We start from the raw sequence: 16,032 nt of genomic DNA, 5'->3' as shown, positions 1-16,032 counted from the left end.
CGCCCGCTACCGCTACTCGCCGAGGCCCGCCAGGTCGCGCAGCCGGCGGCCCTGGGCGGCGCGTTCCGCGGCGAACTGCTCGGCCTCGGTACGCGACAGGGCGCCACGCAGCAGGGCCTTGGTCTCGTTGACCGCGTCGCGCGGCGCGGCCAGGAGGGCGGCGACCAGGTCCTTGACCGCCGCGTCGAGTTCGGCCGCGGGTACCACGACGGTGGCCAGCCCGATGCGCTCGGCCTCGGTGGCGTGGACGAAGCGGCCGGTGACGCAGATCTCCAGCGCCCTGGCGTAGCCGACGAGTTCCACCAGCGGCTTGGTGCCGGTCAGGTCCGGTACCAGGCCCAGGCTGGTCTCGCGCATGGCGAACTGCGCGTCGTCGGCACAGACCCGCAGGTCGCAGGCGAGGGCGAGCTGGAAGCCGGCCCCGATCGCATGGCCCTGGACGGCGGCGACCGTCACGAGGTCGGTACGCCGCCACCAGGTGAAAGCCTCCTGGTACGCCGAGACGGCCGCGTCGAGTTCCGCCTCGGAGCCGCGCGCCAGATCCAGGAACGACGGCTCCCCGTCGAACCCCTCGGGCGTGAACGCCTGCCGGTCGAGCCCCGCGGAAAAGGACACCCCTTCCCCACGCAGCACGACGACCCGTACCTGCCCGGGCAGCAGGCGGCCCGACTCGGCGAGGGCCCGCCACAGCGCGGGCGACTGGGCGTTGCGCTTGGCAGGGTTGGTCAGGGTGATGTTCGCGACGGTGTCGTCGACGGTGAGCCGCACGCCGTCACGGTCGAGCAGAGTTGTGTCTTCGGGCATCGGGCGCCTCCGAGCGGACCACGGATGTGATTACCGAATTACCGAAGAGTAACCAACCGTGGACGCCGCCTGGCCCCCGGGCCCCGGGGGTCAGGCCGCCGTGGCCTTTTTGCCCCGTGTCGCGCCGCCGCGACCACGCAGGGTCACGCCGGACTCACTGAGCATCCGGTGCACGAACCCGTAGGAGCGGCCGGTCTCCTCGGCCAGCGCCCGGATGCTCGCACCGGAGTCGTACTTCTTCTTCAGGTCTGCCGCGAGCTTCTCGCGCGCGGCGCCGGTCACCCGGCTGCCCTTCTTCAGAGTCTCGGCCACCCGTGCCTCCTCCAGGGAAGTGCGCTATGGACTCTCATGATCACCCCTAAGGGCCGTCCTGGCCACCCATTCGACAAGGTCCGTCGCCGGACATGCGCAACAGGAATGCCGAGATAGAGCCGGTTCACGGGCCGTGGCGCCGCGGTTTTCCCCCGGCAATTACGGACCCGGATCCGGCATCGGGGAATATTTGCAGGTCAGCTGTGGTTGGTAAGGAGTTTGCCGACGTCACGGGGCTGATCACGGTACGAGCGGTCCGCGCGGCGCCGCCGTCGGCCCCGGTACGAGCCGGACTCACGCAGATGAAGGATCACCGATGGGCCGAATGATCGACTGCACATGATCAGCGGGGCGGACCGGCCGTCGGGCCCGCGTCCTCGGGGGCGCCATGACACGGCACGGCGGCCCGCCCGCGAGTCGCGGGGGGGCGCAAGGGCGGCCGCAAGGGCCGCCGCGGGCGGGCCGGGGCGGGCGCCGGGTGCCGGCTCGGCCTCGGGCCGGGGCGCGGACTCAGCGCAGCGCGGTCCTCAACCCGCGGCTCGGCCCGAAAGCCGGGGCCTCGACGCGGGGCGCGGGCCCGTCCGACGCGGGCCCGTCCGACGCGGGCCTCGACCCAGGGCGCGGGCCCGGGCGGACGCGGGCCCCGGCCCATGGCCGCGGCCTCGGCGCGGGCCCCGGCCCGCGCCCGGCACCGGGCTCAGGCCAGTGCCACCAGGTCCGCGTACTCCTGGCCCCACAGGTCCTCCACGCCGTCGGGCAGGAGGATGATGCGCTCCGGCTGCAGCGCCTCCACCGCGCCCTCGTCGTGGGTGACCAGCACCACCGCACCCGTGAAGGAGTGCAGCGCGCCGAGGATCTCCTCGCGGCTGGCCGGGTCGAGGTTGTTGGTGGGCTCGTCGAGCAGCAGCACGTTGGCGCTGGAGACGACCAGTGAGGCGAGCGCGAGCCGGGTCTTCTCGCCGCCGGACAGCACGCCGGCCGGCTTGTCGACGTCGTCGCCGGAGAAGAGGAACGAGCCGAGGATCTTGCGGATCTCGACCAGGTCGGTGTCCGGGGCGGAGGAGCGCATGTTCTCCAGCACGGTGCGGTCCGGGTCGAGCGTCTCGTGCTCCTGGGCGTAGTAGCCCAGCTTGAGGCCGTGCCCGGGAGTGACCTCGCCCGTGTCGGGCCGCTCCAGGCCGGCCAGCAGCCGCAGCAGTGTGGTCTTGCCCGCTCCGTTGAGCCCGAGGATGACCACCCGGGAACCGCGGTCGATGGCCAGGTCGACGCCGCTGAAGATCTCCAGCGAGCCGTACGACTTGGACAGGCCGCTGGCCATCAGCGGGGTCCTGCCGCAAGGCGCCGGCTCGGGGAAGCGCAGCCTGGCCACCTTGTCGGACTGCCGGACCGCCTCCAGGCCGGACAGCAGCTTCTCCGCGCGCCGGGCCATGTTCTGCGCGGCCACGGTCTTGGTGGCCTTGGCGCGCATCTTGTCGGCCTGCGAGTTGAGCGCGGCGGCCTTCTTCTCGGCATTCGCCCGCTCGCGCCTGCGGCGCTTCTCGTCGGCCTCGCGCTGCTGCTGGTACAGCTTCCAGCCCATGTTGTAGACGTCGATCTGCGCGCGGTTGGCGTCGAGGTAGAAGACCTTGTTGACGACCGTCTCGATGAGGTTGACGTCGTGGGAGATGACGATGAACCCGCCGCGGTACGTCTTGAGGTAGTCGCGCAGCCAGGCGATGGAGTCCGCGTCCAGGTGGTTGGTCGGCTCGTCCAGCAGCAGCGTGTCCGCGTCGGAGAACAGGATGCGGGCCAGCTCCACCCGGCGCCGCTGGCCGCCGGACAGGGTGTGCAGCCGCTGGCCGAGGATGCGGTCGGGCAGACCCAGCGCGGCGGCGATGGTGGCGGCCTCGGCCTCGGCGGCGTATCCGCCCTTGGTGAGGAATTCCGTTTCCAGCCGCGAGTATTTCTTCATCGCGTTCTCGCGGGTCGCGCCTTTGCCGTTGGCCATCCGCTCCTCGTTCTCGCGCATTTTGCGCAGCACGGTGTCCAGGCCGCGGGCGGACAGGATGCGGTCGGAGGCGAGCGCGTCCAGGTCGCCGGTGCGCGGGTCCTGCGGCAGGTAGCCGACCTCGCCGGAGCGGGTGACGGTCCCGGCGGCGGGCAGCCCGTCACCGGCCAGGACCTTGGTGAGGGTGGTCTTGCCGGCTCCGTTGCGGCCGACCAGGCCGATGCGGTCGCCCTTGGCGACGCGGAAGGAGGCGGACTCGATGAGGATGCGGGCGCCGGCGCGCAACTCGATGCCGGTGGCAGTGATCACGGAAAAGCTCCAGGGCATGCGGACGACAGTCAGGGGGCGTCGAGGTCGTACGCCGCCGCTAATCGAGGAGGAAAACTGCCATGGGGGAAGTCTACTGGGGGGTGGCAAGCGTTTTACCGGGCGCGGGCCTCCGGCGGTCGGGCGCGGGCGCGGCTGAGCGGGCACGACCGGGCGAATGTGGAGTAGGTCACAGATAATCGGCACAGGCGGTCGAATCGCTCGGAAAGGTGACCACTCATGGCCAGAGGATCCACCGTGTGCCCGGCCCTGCGGTACCGGGACGCGAAGGCGGCCATCGCCCTGCTGAAGGAGGCGTTCGGCTTCACCGGGGTCGTCGTGCACGAGAACGAGGACGGCACGATCGCGCACGCCGAACTCGCCCACGGCGGCGGGACGGTGATGCTCGGCACACTCAGGGAGGGCGACGACTCGGAGTACGACCGGGCCCTGAACGCCCTTGGCCCGGCGCAGGTGTACGTGGTGGTGGACGACCCGGACGCGCACCACGACCGTGCCGTGCAGTACGGCGTGAAGATCGTGATGCCGCTCACCGACCAGGACTACGGCTCGCGCGAGTACGCCGCCCGCGACCCGGAGGGCAACATCTGGGCCTTCGGCACGTACGCGCCGGCCACGCCGACCGCCTGACCAGCGCCCGGAGGCGAGACGGCGGCAACAACCAGCCGCCGAGCCAAAGGGCGCGCCGGTGTCGAAAGAGGAGAGCGCGCGCAGATCGTGAGGAACGAACGAACGAGCACGGTCGACCGTCGACACCGGAGACCAGCGCCCGGAGGCGAGACGGCGGCAACAACCAGCCGCCGAGCCAAAGGGCGCGCCGGTGTCGAAAGAGGAGAGCGCGCGCAGATCGTGAGGAACGAACGATCGAGCACGGTCGACCGTCGACACCGGACACCAGCGCCCGGAGGCGAGACGGCGGCAGCAGGCAGCCGGTCGACGCGCGTCACGCCTCGCCGGTGTGGACCTGGAACGCCGCCCGCCGCATCGCCTTGGCCAGCGCCGGGTCCGGGTGCGCGGCGGCGAGCGCCACCAGCACCTGGACGGTACGCGGATGGCCCACGCCCCTGACCTCTTCCAGCAGCCCGGGCACCGAGCCCTGCACGGCGGTCTCCAGGTGGCTGACCAGCAGGTGGTCCTCGCCGTGGTCGGCGACGGCGGCGGCCGTGTCGATCCACAGCCAGGTGGCCTCCTCGCGGGTGAGCAGCTCGGTCGCCGCGTCCGGGTCGCCGCCGCCGAGTTCGGCCAGCCACAGCACCGCGTACGGGCGCAGGCCGGGCTCGCCGACCACTTCCCGCACGGCCGCCTCGGCCGGGTCGCCGACCACCCGCAGGGCCTCGAAGGCCAGGCCGCGCAGCAGCGCGTCGTCGCCCCGGGCGGTGTCGAGCAGTTCGGCCACCGCGAGGCCGACCGGCCGTGCGGCGAGCCACGCCCGGTACTCGGCGCGGGCCTGGCTCGGGGACAGCCGGGCGCACGCGCGCAGCATGGTCGCCGCGGACTGCTCCATGTGCCCGGCCGGCCCCTGCGCCGCCACGCAGATCTGCTCCAGCTTCACCCACACCGCCCAACTGCCGAGCGCGGTCAGGGACACCTCGTCCGGCCGCAGCGGGTCGCGCGGGCACAGTGCGCCCACCAGGGTGCCGGCCTCCAGCGCCCAGTCCAGCAGTGCGGGCAGCGGGTCGCCGGCCGCGGGCGGCTCGTGCCGCTCGGTCCGCAGTTCGGCCACCCGCTGGCGCAGCAGGTCCAGCAGCGTGTCCAGTGCGACCGGCCCGCTGGACAGGTGCATGAAGGACAGCAACTGCGGTACGGCCTCGATGACTTCGGCGACCAGCGCCGGGTCGGGCCCGTCTCCGCCGCCGGGCAGGAAGGGGTGGGCCAGCGACCAGGCGTCGAACAGGGCGACCCAGCCGCGCAGCACCGCGGTGTCGTCGTCGTCCCAGGCGCGCAGCCGCCAGCCGGGGCGCGCGGTGCCGCCGTGCAGTTCGATCAGGCCGGTCAGCCGGGCGCGGTCCCAGTCGGCACGGACCTGACCGGGCGTCACCCCCAGTGCCGCGGCGGCCTTCGCGACCGCCTGCGGGGGAAGTATGCCCGTCGTGCCCGCGGCGCCCGGACCTGAGCCGGCCCAGCGCGCGAGCCGTACGGCGTCGGCGAGTTCGGCCCGGGCGAGGCGGGCGAGTTCGGGGACCGAGGGCGTGCCCTCGGGCGGGCGCGCGGGCCTGGACCTGCGCGTCGTGGCGGCCCTGCGGGCGGCGGTGAGCGGCCTGCGGGGGACGAGGCGGAGCGGAGTGTCTCGCGGGCTACGGGACGTCACTGGAGAAGTCTCCCCGCTCCGCGCCCATAATCCCAAACTCGCATTCCACCATGCTCACATGAGCGGTGTCAGGAAGCGCCGCAGGGCCTCCTCGTACCCCTTCGGATCGGCGTTCCACATGGCCGCGTGGGGGGCGTCGGGCACCGGGTGGAAGGCGATCAGCTCGGGGTGGCGGTCGGCGAGCGCGCGCGAGTCCTGCCAGTCGGCGAAGGCGTCGTCGGGGCCGTGCACGACGAGGGTGGGAACGGTGGGGTCGGGCGGAACGGCGGCGGTGGCCGCCTCGGGGTGCCGGGCGGCGGCCAGCCCGGCCCGGCCCTCGGCGGCGCGCACCGCCAGCGGCCGCAGCGCGGCGGGCAGGCCACGGGTGGTCACGGCGGCCTGGACCAGCGAGCGCCAGTCGAGCACCGGGGAGTCCAGCACCAGCCCGCCCACGCGGTCGCGCACCGCCGACCTGGCCAGCGCCCACAGCGCCATGGTGGCGCCGGTGGACCAGCCGTAGAGCACGATCCGCCGGGCGCCGTGGTCGGCGGCGAACCGCATGGCCGCGTCGAGGTCCTGCCACTCGGTGTCGCCCAGGTGGTCCAGGCCGTCGGGCGAGGCGGGGGCGCCGGGGTCGTTGCGGTAGCCGAGCACGAGCTGCTGGAAGCGGAAGCGGTGCAGCACCGGCACGGCGTTCAGGGCGTGCTCGCGGGTCGCGCCCAGGCCGTGCACGGTGATCACCCAGGTGGAACGGTCGCCGGGCAGGTACCAGGCGGGCAGCGGCCCGAGTTCGCCGGGCACCTCGACGTCGCTGTAGTCGAGGCCGAAGGCACTGCCCGGGTCGCCGCAGTACGCCTGCGGAGTCATCCGCACGAAGTCGCCCTTGCGCAGGGCGCCCTGCTGGACCCGCCGCAGCGCGCGCGTCACCGAGTACGGATCCTGCTCCAGCACCGGGCCCACGGTGGCGTGCACGCCCACGCCGGTCAGCCCGTAGACGCCGTGGCGCGCCGCGGCCGTCGTCCGGGTGAGCACGACCCGGTCGCCGTCCGCCTCCCGCACGGCGATCAGGCTCTCCGGGGGCGGGCCGGCCACCGAGGGCTTCAGGGCCAGCCCCGACACGTACCGGCCGGCCACCAGTGCGGCCGCCCCGGCACCCACCACCGTCGTGGCCGCCACGGCCACCGCCACTCGAAGGCGCACGCTGTCCATACTGAGCGGATTGCCCGGACTCCGCCAGACAACCGCGGCCGGACGACTCACCTGTGACCCGCGCCGGACGCGCGCCGGACGCGCACCCGGCGTTCCGCGCACGCTTCCCGGACCCGCCCACGGCAGGACGGGTGCCGCGGGGGTCAGTCCGCCGTGTCCGGCTGGCCGTACCCCTTCAGCTTCTCCGCCACCCTGCCCAGCTCGCGGTTGGACAGGGTCCGGGGCGAGCCGGTGTCGTTGGCGGACCTGGCCAGCAGCCAGACCCGGCACATCCATTCGAGCTGGGCGGTCCGCTCGTACGCCTGGCCGAGGGTGTCGCCGTGGGCGAGCGTGCCGTGGTTGCGCATCAGGCAGGCGGTGCGGCCGTCGCGCAGCGCCTTGAGGACCGCGCGGGCCAGCTCCTGGCTGCCGTAGAGGGCGTAGTCGGCGACCAGCACCTGCCCGCCCATGCCGGCGGCCGCGTAGTGGATGTTGGGCAGCTTGCTGACCAGGGTGGAGGCGGCCGTGGCGTGCGGCGCGTGGGTGTGCACGATCGCGCGGGCCGGCGTCTCGCGGTAGACGGCGAGGTGGGTGGGCAGCTCGCTGGTGGGGCGCAGGGTGCCGCGCACCTGCCGGCCGTCCAGGTCGACGGCCACCGCGTCCCCCGGCCCCAGGCGGTCGTACGGGACGCCTGTCGGCGTGACCAGCACCAGGTCGCCGACCCGGGCCGACACGTTTCCCGAGGTCCCGGCGACCAGCCCCTCGGCCACCGTTCTGCGGGCCGTGTCCACCACCTCCGACCAGGCTTTCTCCAGAGCGTCGAGCACCGCGCGTCCTTTACGGGTTGGGGTACGGCCGACCGTTGCAGACGCATTATCACGGCCCGCCCGCTGACGGACGGTGCCGGGTACGCACCCGAACGTATACGTGCTGTTCGAAAGCAGTTCATCTCAGCACTCCGATTACGCCCTGAGTTCACCTCCCGTTCATCAAGCGACCGTACGGTCACCGCGACACTGTCCGATCAAACGAAAAATCGGGTCCATGGAACACGTGACGCTCCTGATCGGAATCGTCATCGCAACCGCTCTGGTCTTCGACTTCACGAACGGTTTCCACGACACCGCCAACGCGATGGCCACCACCATCTCGACCGGCGCTCTCAAACCCAGGACCGCGGTGGCCATGTCCGCCGTCCTCAACCTCGTCGGGGCCTTCCTGTCCGTCCAGGTGGCCAAGACGATCTCCGGCGGCATCATCGACGAGGCGGCGGGCGTGAAACCCGAGGTGATCTTCGCCGGCCTGGTCGGCGCGATCGTCTGGAACCTGCTGACCTGGCTCGCGGGCCTGCCCTCCAGTTCGTCGCACGCGCTGTTCGGCGGTCTGATCGGCGCGGTGCTGGTGGCCGTGGGCACCCACGGCATCCACGGCGACGCGGTCGTCATGAAGGTCCTGATCCCGGCGGCGGCCGCGCCGATCGTCGCCGGCCTGGCCGCGACGCTGTCCACCAGGCTGACCTACCGGCTCGGGCGGGCCGCCGACCCCGCCGCCACCTCGCGCGGCTACCGGGCCGGCCAGATCGCCTCCGCCGGCCTGGTCTCGCTGGCCCACGGCACCAGTGACGGGCAGAAGACGATGGGCGTGATCACCCTCGCGCTGATCACCGGCGACGTGATCGCCCCGCACTCCGACCCGCCGCTGTGGGTGATCTGCTCCGCCGGCGCCGCCATGGCGCTTGGCACCTACCTGGGCGGCTGGCGGATCATCCGCACCATAGGGCGCGGCCTGACCGACATCCAGCCGCAGCAGGGGTTCGCCGCGCAGACCGGCGCGGCGGCCACCATCCTCGCCTCCTCGCACCTCGGCTTCGCCCTGTCGACCACGCAGGTCTGCTCCGGCGCCGTCATGGGTGCGGGCATGGGGCGCAAGGGCGCGGTCGTCCGCTGGGGCACCGCGGGCCGCATGGTCGCCGCCTGGGCGCTGACCCTGCCCGCGGCCGGCCTGGTCGGCGCGGGTGCCGCCCTGCTGGCCGACCGCGGCACCTGGGGCGTCACCCTGGTCGCGGTCCTCGCGCTCGCCGCCTGTCTGGCCATCCGTACCGCTTCGCGCCGCAAGCCGGTCACCCACGCCAACGTCAACGAACTCCCCGACGAGGCGCCGGGCGCGGTCACCGCGGCCATCGCGGCCGTGGCCCCGCCCCCGCCCGCGTCCACCGCCCCCACCACGGCCTGAAGGTCCCCCGATGAGCATCGACTGGCACGCCCTCCTCACGGTCCTCGCCGTCACCGTCCTGTCCACCGTCGGCCTGGTCGGCGTCTTCACCCTCGGGATCGTCGGACTGTCCCGGCCCGCGGGCGCGGCCGCCGCCGGGCCCGCCGTCCTGACCCGCCGGGCCGCCGCCGGCCTGTGCTTCGCCGCCTGCGCGGCGGCCGTCGGCTGGGGCATCTGGCTGATCGTCTCCAAGTAGCCCGCGCCACCCACGGTGTCCCGTCCGCCGCGCCCGTCAGGGGCCCGGCAGACGGGACACCGTGCCGTGTGGGGCTCACCACACTCCGTCGTCGCAGGTCAGCGGTCAGTTGACGGCGCATCCCGCACGTGGTGGACTGCGGGGAGCCATACGGCGGCAGGAGAGGAAGTCCGGTGTGAATCCGGCGCGGTCCCGCCACTGTCACCGGGGAGTGCACTCCCACCCGTACGTCACGGCCGGGTTGCCGGTTGGAAGACCGGGAGTGCGTAGATCCGGGAGCCAGGAGACTCTCACCGCCGGTCACGTCGAACCAGGGCGCGGACCCTGAGTGAGGACTTCAGCCATGCCCGGCCTGCGCGCACCCTGCCCACCCCCTCCCGTACGCCGGAGTGTGACGGCGACGGGCTGACACCTATGCGTACGGATGGTGTTCGTCCCTATGCGTACGGTGCCCTTCTCGGCTTCCTCGGCGACCTTGTCGCGGGCGACCCCCGCCGCGGCCACCCCGTGGCGGGCTTCGGCCGCCTCGCGGGCGCCCTGGAACGCCGGATGTGGCGCGACGACCGCCTCAGCGGCGCGCTCTACACGGCGCTGTGCGTGGGCGGCGCGGCCGGCGCGGCCGCGCTGGCGGACCGTACGGCACGGGTCCGCCCGCCGCTGTCCGCCGCCTTGGCGGCGGCCGCGACCTGGACGGTGATCGGCGGGACCTCGCTGGCCCGCGAGGCGCGGGCGGTCGGCTCCGCACTGGAGGCGGGCGACCTGGCTGCGGCCCGGGCGCGGCTGCCGCACCTGTGCGGACGGGACCCCTGGCGGCTCGACGCGGACGGGATCGCCCGGGCCGTGGTGGAGTCCGTCGCCGAGAACACCTCCGACGCCGTGGTCGGCGCCCTGGTGTGGGGCGCGCTGTGCGGCGTGCCGGGGCTGGCCGGGTTCCGGGCGGTCAACACCCTCGACGCCATGGTCGGGCACCGCTCGCCGCGCCACCTCCGCTTCGGCTGGGCCTCGGCCCGCCTCGACGACCTCGCCGGCCTGCCCGGCTCCCGCCTCACCGCCGCTCTCGCGGTCCTGGCCGGTCCGTACCCCGGCTCCGCCCTGCGCGTGTGGCGCCGCGACGCCGGCGGCCACCCGAGCCCCAACGCGGGCCCGGTGGAGGCGGCGTTCGCCGGAGCCCTGCGGCTGCGGCTGGGCGGCGCCCTGTCGTACGCGGGCCGCGCCGAGCACCGCCCGGTCCTGGGCGCCGAGTTCGCCCCGCCCGGGCCGCGGGACATCGGCCGCGCGGTCCGCCTGTCGCGCCGGGTGTCCGCGCTCGCGCTCCTCGCGTCCGTCGCCGTCCGCCTCGCGGTCGCCGGCCGCCTCTCCGGCGCCGACCGCCGCTCCGGCGGCGGCTGTTCGTCCGGGGGCGGCGGCGCCACCGGGAAGGGGGCCGGCCGATGAGGGGTCTGCTCGTCGCCGGCACGTCGAGCGACGCGGGCAAGAGCGTCCTGGTCGCCGGGATCTGCCGGTTCCTGGCCGGACGCGGGGTGCGGGTCGCCCCGTTCAAGGGCCAGAACATGAGCCTGAACTCGTTCGTGACCCGGGAGGGCGCGGAGATCGGGCGCGCGCAGGCCATGCAGGCGATGGCCGCCCGGGCCGAACCCTCGGCGCTGATGAACCCGGTGCTGCTCAAGCCCGGCGGCGACCGCACCAGCCAGGTCGTGGTGATGGGCAGGCCGGTGGGCGAGATGAGCGCGCGCGGCTACCACGGCGGCCGGCAGGCCGAACTGCTGGCCACGGTGACCGGCTGCCTGGAGGAACTGGCCGCCGCGTACGACGTGGTGGTCTGCGAGGGCGCCGGCAGCCCCGCGGAGATCAACCTGCGCCGCACCGACATCGTCAACATGGCCGTCGCCCGCGCCGCGCGGATCCCCGTCCTCGTCGTCGGCGACATCGACCGCGGCGGGGTGTTCGCGAGCTTCTTCGGTACGACCGCGCTGCTGAGCGCGGAGGACCAGCGGCTGGTCGCGGGCTACGTGGTGAACAAGTTCCGCGGCGACCGCGCCCTGCTGGAGCCCGGCCTCGAGATGCTGCGGCGGCTCACCGGCCGCCCCACCCTGGGCGTCCTGCCGTACGCGGAGGGTCTGGGCATCGACGAGGAGGACGGGCTGGGCGTGCCCCCGCCGGGGCGGGGGTGGGGCGGGGCGGCCCGTGAGTCGGCGCCCACGCCGCCGCACGGCGAGGACGTGCTGCGGGTGGCCGTCGCCGCCGTGCCGCTGATGTCGAACTTCACCGACCTGGACGCGCTCGCCGCCGAACCGGGCGTCCTCGTGCGGTTCGTGGACCGTCCGCAGGAACTGGCGGACGCCGACCTCGTGGTGCTGCCGGGCACGCGCGGCACGGTCGGGGCGCTGGAGTGGCTGCGCGAGCGCGGCCTGGCCGACGCCGTGTGCCGCCGCGCGGCCGAGGGCCGCCCGGTGCTGGGCATCTGCGGCGGCTTCCAGATGCTCGGCGAGGTCATCGAGGACGACGTCGAGTCGCGCCGCGGCACGGTGCCGGGTCTCGGCCTGCTGCCGGTGCGGGTGCGGTTCGCGGCCGCCAAGACCCTCGCCCGCCCGGAGGGCACGTACTACGGGGAGCCGGTCACCGGTTACGAGATCCACCACGGCGTGGCCGACGTGCGCGGCGGCGAGCCGTTCCTCGGCGGCTGCCGGGTCGGGGCCGTCCTGGGCACCCACTGGCACGGCTCGCTGGAGAGCGACGGCTTCCGCCGCCGCTTCCTGGCCGAGGTCGCGGCGGCGGCCGGCCGCCGGTTCGTGCCCGCGCCCGACACCTGCTTCGCCGGCCTGCGCGAGGCCCGGCTCGACCGGCTGGCCGCCCTCGTCGAGGAGCACATGGACACCGCCGCCCTGCTGCGGCTCATCGAGGACGGCGCTCCCGCCGGCCTTCCCTTCGTCGCGCCGGGGGCGCCATGACCACCACCGTTCTGCTGCTGTCCACCGCCGACACCGACCTGCTGGCGGCGCGCGCGGCGAGCGCGCACGGCGCCTCGTACCGGATCGGCAACCCGTCGAGGACCGACCCGGACACCGATCTGCCGGCGCTGCTGGAGGGCGCCGGTCTGGCGGTCGTGCGGCTGCTGGGCGGGCGCCGCGCCTGGGAGCGGGGGCTGGAGCGGCTGGCGCGGTCGGGGGTGCCGACGGTGCTGCTCGGCGGCGAGGCGGTGCCCGACGCGGAACTGATGGCGATGTCGACGGCGCCGGCCGGGGTGGTCGCCGAGGCGCTGCGCTACCTGGTCGAGGGCGGACCGGCCAACCTCGCCGAGCTGGCCCGCTTCCTGTCCGACACCGTCCTGATGAGCGGGGAGGGCTTCGAACCGCCGCGTCCCATGCCGGAGTTCGGCGTCCACGGCACGCGCCCGCACGACCCGGCCCGGCCCACCGTCGCGGTGCTCTTCTACCGGGCCCACGAGCTGGCCGGGAACACCGGGTTCGTCGACACGCTGTGCGCGGCCGTCGAGGCGCGCGGCGCCAACGCGCTGCCGGTGTACTGCGGTTCGCTGCGGGGGGCGGACGAGGGCCTGTACGCGCTGCTGGGCCGCGCCGACGCGATCGTGACGACCGTGCTCGCGGCGGGGGGAACCGTGGCGGCCGACGCGAGCGCGGGCGGCGACGACGAGACGTGGGACATCGGGGCCCTCGCCGAGCTCGACGTGCCGCTGCTGCAGGGGCTGTGCCTGACCTCCCCGCGTGCCGCCTGGCACGACAGCGACGCCGCCCTGACCCCGATGGACGCGGCGATGCAGGTGGCGATCCCGGAGTTCGACGGGCGGCTGGTCACGGTGCCGTTCTCGTTCAAGGAGGCGGGCCCGGACGGCGTGCCGGTCTACGTGGCCGATCCGGAGCGGGCCGCGCGGGTCGCGGGCATCGCGGTGCGCCACGCGGCGCTGCGGCACAGGCCGAACGCGGACAAGAAGCTCGCGCTCGTGTTCACCGCCTACCCCACCAAGCACTCCCGGGTCGGCAACGCGGTCGGCCTGGACACGCCGGCGTCCGCCGTCGCCCTGCTGCGGGCGCTGCGCGGGGCCGGTTACGACACGGGTGACTTCCCCGAGGACGGCGACGAGCTCATCCACCGGCTGATCGCGGCGGGCGGCCACGACGTGGAGTGGCTGACCGAGGAGCAACTGGCGGCGGCTCCGGCCCGCGTGCCGCTGGCGGACTACCGCGAGTGGTTCGGCGCCCTGGACGAGGACCTGCGGGCCGGCATGCTGCGGCACTGGGGCGAGCCGCCGGGATCGCTGTACGTGGACGGCGACGGCGACGACGCCGCCGTCGTGCTGGCGTCCTTGCGGTTCGGCAACGTGGTGGTGATGATCCAGCCGCCGCGCGGCTTCGGCGAGAACCCGGTCGCGATCTACCACGACCCGGACCTGCCGCCCTCGCACCACTACCTGGCCGCGTACCGCTGGCTGGAGCGGTCCTTCCGCGCGGACGCGATCGTGCACCTGGGCAAGCACGGCACGATGGAGTGGCTGCCCGGCAAGGGCCTGGGCCTGTCCGCCGCCTGCGCGCCGGACGCGGTGCTGGGCGAACTCCCGCTCGTCTACCCGTTCATCGTCAACGACCCCGGCGAGGGCACCCAGGCCAAGCGGCGCGGCCACGCCACCGTCGTGGACCACCTGGTGCCGCCGATGGCCCGCGCCGACTCCTACGGCGACCTGGCCAGGCTGGAACAGCTCCTGGACGAGTACGCCATGGTCAGCGACCTCGACCCGGCCAAGGCGCCCGCGATCCGCGGACAGATCTGGACCCTGGTGCGGGCCGCCGAGCTGCACCACGACCTGCACGTGGACGAGCAGCCCGGCGCGGACGACTTCGACGAGTTCGTGCTGCACGTCGACGGCTGGCTGTGCGAGATCAAGGACGTCCAGATCCGCGACGGCCTGCACGTCCTGGGCGGCGGGCCGCTCGGCGCGGCCCGGGTCGACCTGGTGCTGGCGATCCTGCGCTCGGCCCAGGTCTGGGGCGGCACGGGCCGCGGCACCGGCACCGGCGGCGCGCTGCCCGGGCTGCGGGCCGCGCTGGCCGCCCACTTCGGCCTGGTGGAGAAGGACCTGCTGGCCGAACCGGGCGCGCGCCTCGCCGTCCCCGGCACCCTCACCGCCCTCGCCGAGGGGCCCGCGCGGACCGCGTCCGACGCCGTCGACCTGCTGGAGTCGCTGGCCCGGCGGCTGGTCGAGGCGATGGAGGCGGGGGGCTGGGCGCCCGGCTCGGCGGCCGAGGTCGTCGCGGGGGCGCTGGGGCGGGGGGTGCCGGAGGCGGCGGCCGTCCTGGAGTTCGCCGCCGTCGAGGTGGTGCCGCGGCTGGCCCGTACGACCGACGAGATCGGCCACGTCCTGCGCGCGCTGCGCGGCGGCTACGTGCCGGCCGGCCCGTCGGGTTCGCCGACCCGCGGGCTGGTCAACGTCCTGCCCACCGGCCGCAACTTCTACTCCGTCGACCCCAAGGCCATCCCCTCCCGCCTCGCCTGGGACGTCGGCACGGCCCTCGCGGACTCGCTGCTGGACCGCCACCTCGCCGAGACCGGCACGTACCCGGCCTCGGTCGGGCTGACGGTGTGGGGCACCTCCTGCATGCGCACCCAGGGCGACGACATCGCGGAGATCCTGGCTCTCCTGGGCTGCCGCCCGGTGTGGGACGACGCCTCCCGCCGCGTCACGGGTTTCGAGATCGTCCCCGCGGCGGAACTCGGGCGCCCCAGGATCGACGTCACCGTCCGCATCTCGGGCTTCTTCCGCGACGCCTTCCCGCACGTGGTGGCGCTGGTCGACGACGCGGTACGGGCGGTGGCGGACCTGGACGAGCCGGCGGACGTCAACTTCGTCCGCAAGCACGCCGAGGAGGACACGGCTCTGCACGGCGACCGCCGCCGCGCCACCGCCCGCGTCTTCGGCTCCAAACCCGGCGCCTATGGCGCGGGCCTGCTGCCCCTGATCGACGCCCGCAACTGGCGCGACGACTCCGACCTCGCCGAGGTGTACGCGGTGTGGGGCGGCTACGCCTACGGACGCGGCCTGGACGGGCGCCCGGCACGCGGCGACATGGAGGCGGCGTTCCGGCGCATCCAGGTGGCGGCGAAAAATGTGGACTCTCGAGAACATGACATTGTGGACGCCGACGACTACTTCCAGTACCACGGCGGCATGGTCGCGATGGTGCGGCACCTGACCGGGTCCTCACCGCAGGCGTACATCGGCGACAGCGCGCTGACCGACCAGGTGCGGACCCGGACGCTGGGCGAGGAGACGCACCGGGTGTTCCGGGCGCGGGTGGTCAACCCCCGGTGGATGGCGGCGATGCGGCGGCACGGCTACAAGGGCGCCTTCGAGATGGCCGCCACCGTCGACTACCTCTTCGGATACGACGCGACGGCGGGCGTCGTGGACGACTGGATGTACGAACGGCTGGCCTCGGAGTACGTCTTCGACCCGGAGAACCGGGATTTCATGCGGAAGTCCAACCCGTGGGCCCTGCGGGGCATCTCGGAGCGGCTGCTGGAGGCGGCCGATCGCGGGCTGTGGGCAGAGCCGGACGAGGAGACCCTCGACCGGCTCCGGCAGACGTACCTCGACCTCGAAGGGGACCTGGAGGGCGACGCGTGAGGTCCCCGTGTGGCACCCCCGCG

The 16,032-nt window shown here is 74.2% G+C and carries 12 protein-coding genes and 1 riboswitch; of the genes, 6 read left to right on the top strand and 6 right to left on the bottom strand.

What is annotated here, in order from left to right:
* Positions 1–12: 12 nt before the first annotated feature.
* The 3 genes from K7G61_RS21350 to abc-f form a co-directional block, all read right to left on the bottom strand.
* Entirely contained in the window at positions 13–804 is a 792-nt protein-coding gene (locus tag K7G61_RS21350; protein WP_225848525.1) for an enoyl-CoA hydratase/isomerase family protein, read from the bottom strand.
* A 90-nt stretch (positions 805–894) separates the two neighbouring features.
* Positions 895–1,116 (bottom strand): helix-turn-helix domain-containing protein, encoded by a 222-nt coding sequence (locus K7G61_RS21345; RefSeq protein WP_177246478.1) that lies wholly within the window; start codon positions 1,114–1,116, stop codon positions 895–897.
* 697 nt (positions 1,117–1,813) lie between these two features.
* A complete protein-coding gene (abc-f, locus tag K7G61_RS21340) occupies positions 1,814–3,412 on the bottom strand; it encodes a ribosomal protection-like ABC-F family protein (RefSeq protein WP_225848566.1) in 1,599 nt (532 codons plus the stop codon).
* A gap of 237 nt (positions 3,413–3,649) precedes the next feature.
* Here abc-f and K7G61_RS21335 point away from each other — a divergent pair, with 237 nt between their 5' ends.
* On the top strand, positions 3,650–4,060 hold the full coding sequence (locus K7G61_RS21335; RefSeq protein ID WP_225848524.1) for a VOC family protein: 411 nt from the start codon (positions 3,650–3,652) through the stop codon (positions 4,058–4,060).
* A 313-nt stretch (positions 4,061–4,373) separates the two neighbouring features.
* Here the strand turns inward: K7G61_RS21335 and K7G61_RS21330 are convergent, their stop codons facing one another.
* From K7G61_RS21330 to K7G61_RS21320, 3 genes are all read right to left on the bottom strand, one after another.
* Complete coding sequence (locus tag K7G61_RS21330) at positions 4,374–5,738, bottom strand: hypothetical protein (protein WP_225848523.1); 1,365 nt, start codon at positions 5,736–5,738, stop codon at positions 4,374–4,376.
* Positions 5,739–5,792: 54 nt separating this feature from the next.
* Entirely contained in the window at positions 5,793–6,917 is a 1,125-nt protein-coding gene (locus tag K7G61_RS21325; protein ID WP_225848522.1) for a S9 family peptidase, read from the bottom strand.
* A 152-nt stretch (positions 6,918–7,069) separates the two neighbouring features.
* Entirely contained in the window at positions 7,070–7,732 is a 663-nt protein-coding gene (locus K7G61_RS21320) for a class II aldolase/adducin family protein (RefSeq protein ID WP_225848521.1), read from the bottom strand.
* Positions 7,733–7,949: 217 nt separating this feature from the next.
* On the opposite strand from K7G61_RS21320, the gene K7G61_RS21315 reads away from it, so the two are divergent.
* The 5 genes from K7G61_RS21315 (at position 7,950) to cobN (ending at position 16,009) form a co-directional block, all read left to right on the top strand.
* Positions 7,950–9,137, top strand: a complete 1,188-nt coding sequence (locus tag K7G61_RS21315) for an inorganic phosphate transporter (RefSeq protein ID WP_225848520.1) — start codon at positions 7,950–7,952, stop codon at positions 9,135–9,137.
* A gap of 10 nt (positions 9,138–9,147) precedes the next feature.
* Entirely contained in the window at positions 9,148–9,372 is a 225-nt protein-coding gene (locus tag K7G61_RS21310) for a hypothetical protein (protein WP_225848519.1), read from the top strand.
* A gap of 161 nt (positions 9,373–9,533) precedes the next feature.
* Positions 9,534–9,662: riboswitch (cobalamin riboswitch) on the top strand.
* A gap of 124 nt (positions 9,663–9,786) precedes the next feature.
* A complete protein-coding gene (locus K7G61_RS21305; protein WP_225848518.1) occupies positions 9,787–10,806 on the top strand; it encodes a cobalamin biosynthesis protein in 1,020 nt (339 codons plus the stop codon).
* Positions 10,803–12,320: a cobyric acid synthase gene (locus K7G61_RS21300; RefSeq protein ID WP_225848517.1), complete on the top strand. Its 1,518-nt coding sequence runs from the start codon at positions 10,803–10,805 to the stop codon at positions 12,318–12,320. Before K7G61_RS21305 ends, K7G61_RS21300 begins: the two co-directional genes overlap by 4 nt.
* Complete coding sequence (gene cobN, locus K7G61_RS21295; protein ID WP_225848516.1) at positions 12,317–16,009, top strand: cobaltochelatase subunit CobN; 3,693 nt, start codon at positions 12,317–12,319, stop codon at positions 16,007–16,009. The genes K7G61_RS21300 and cobN overlap by 4 nt, the downstream gene beginning before the upstream one ends.
* Positions 16,010–16,032 lie beyond the last annotated feature (23 nt).

It is taken from the genome of Streptomyces sp. HPF1205 (assembly GCF_020400825.1).
GTDB lineage: Bacteria > Actinomycetota > Actinomycetes > Streptomycetales > Streptomycetaceae > Actinacidiphila.
Note: the sequence above shows the minus strand (reverse complement) of the source record. Positions and strands in the feature narration are given on the sequence as shown.

Excerpts from the sequence above, each read along its gene's own strand:
- K7G61_RS21350 (WP_225848525.1), bottom strand. The coding sequence starts at position 804 with ATGCCCGAAGACACAACTCTGCTCGACCGTGACGGCGTGCGGCTCACC.
- K7G61_RS21335 (WP_225848524.1), top strand. The coding sequence starts at position 3,650 with ATGGCCAGAGGATCCACCGTGTGCCCGGCCCTGCGGTACCGGGACGCG.
- K7G61_RS21315 (WP_225848520.1), top strand. The coding sequence starts at position 7,950 with ATGGAACACGTGACGCTCCTGATCGGAATCGTCATCGCAACCGCTCTG.
- K7G61_RS21310 (WP_225848519.1), top strand. The coding sequence starts at position 9,148 with ATGAGCATCGACTGGCACGCCCTCCTCACGGTCCTCGCCGTCACCGTC.
- K7G61_RS21305 (WP_225848518.1), top strand. The coding sequence starts at position 9,787 with ATGCGTACGGATGGTGTTCGTCCCTATGCGTACGGTGCCCTTCTCGGC.
- K7G61_RS21300 (WP_225848517.1), top strand. The coding sequence starts at position 10,803 with ATGAGGGGTCTGCTCGTCGCCGGCACGTCGAGCGACGCGGGCAAGAGC.
- cobN (WP_225848516.1), top strand. The coding sequence starts at position 12,317 with ATGACCACCACCGTTCTGCTGCTGTCCACCGCCGACACCGACCTGCTG.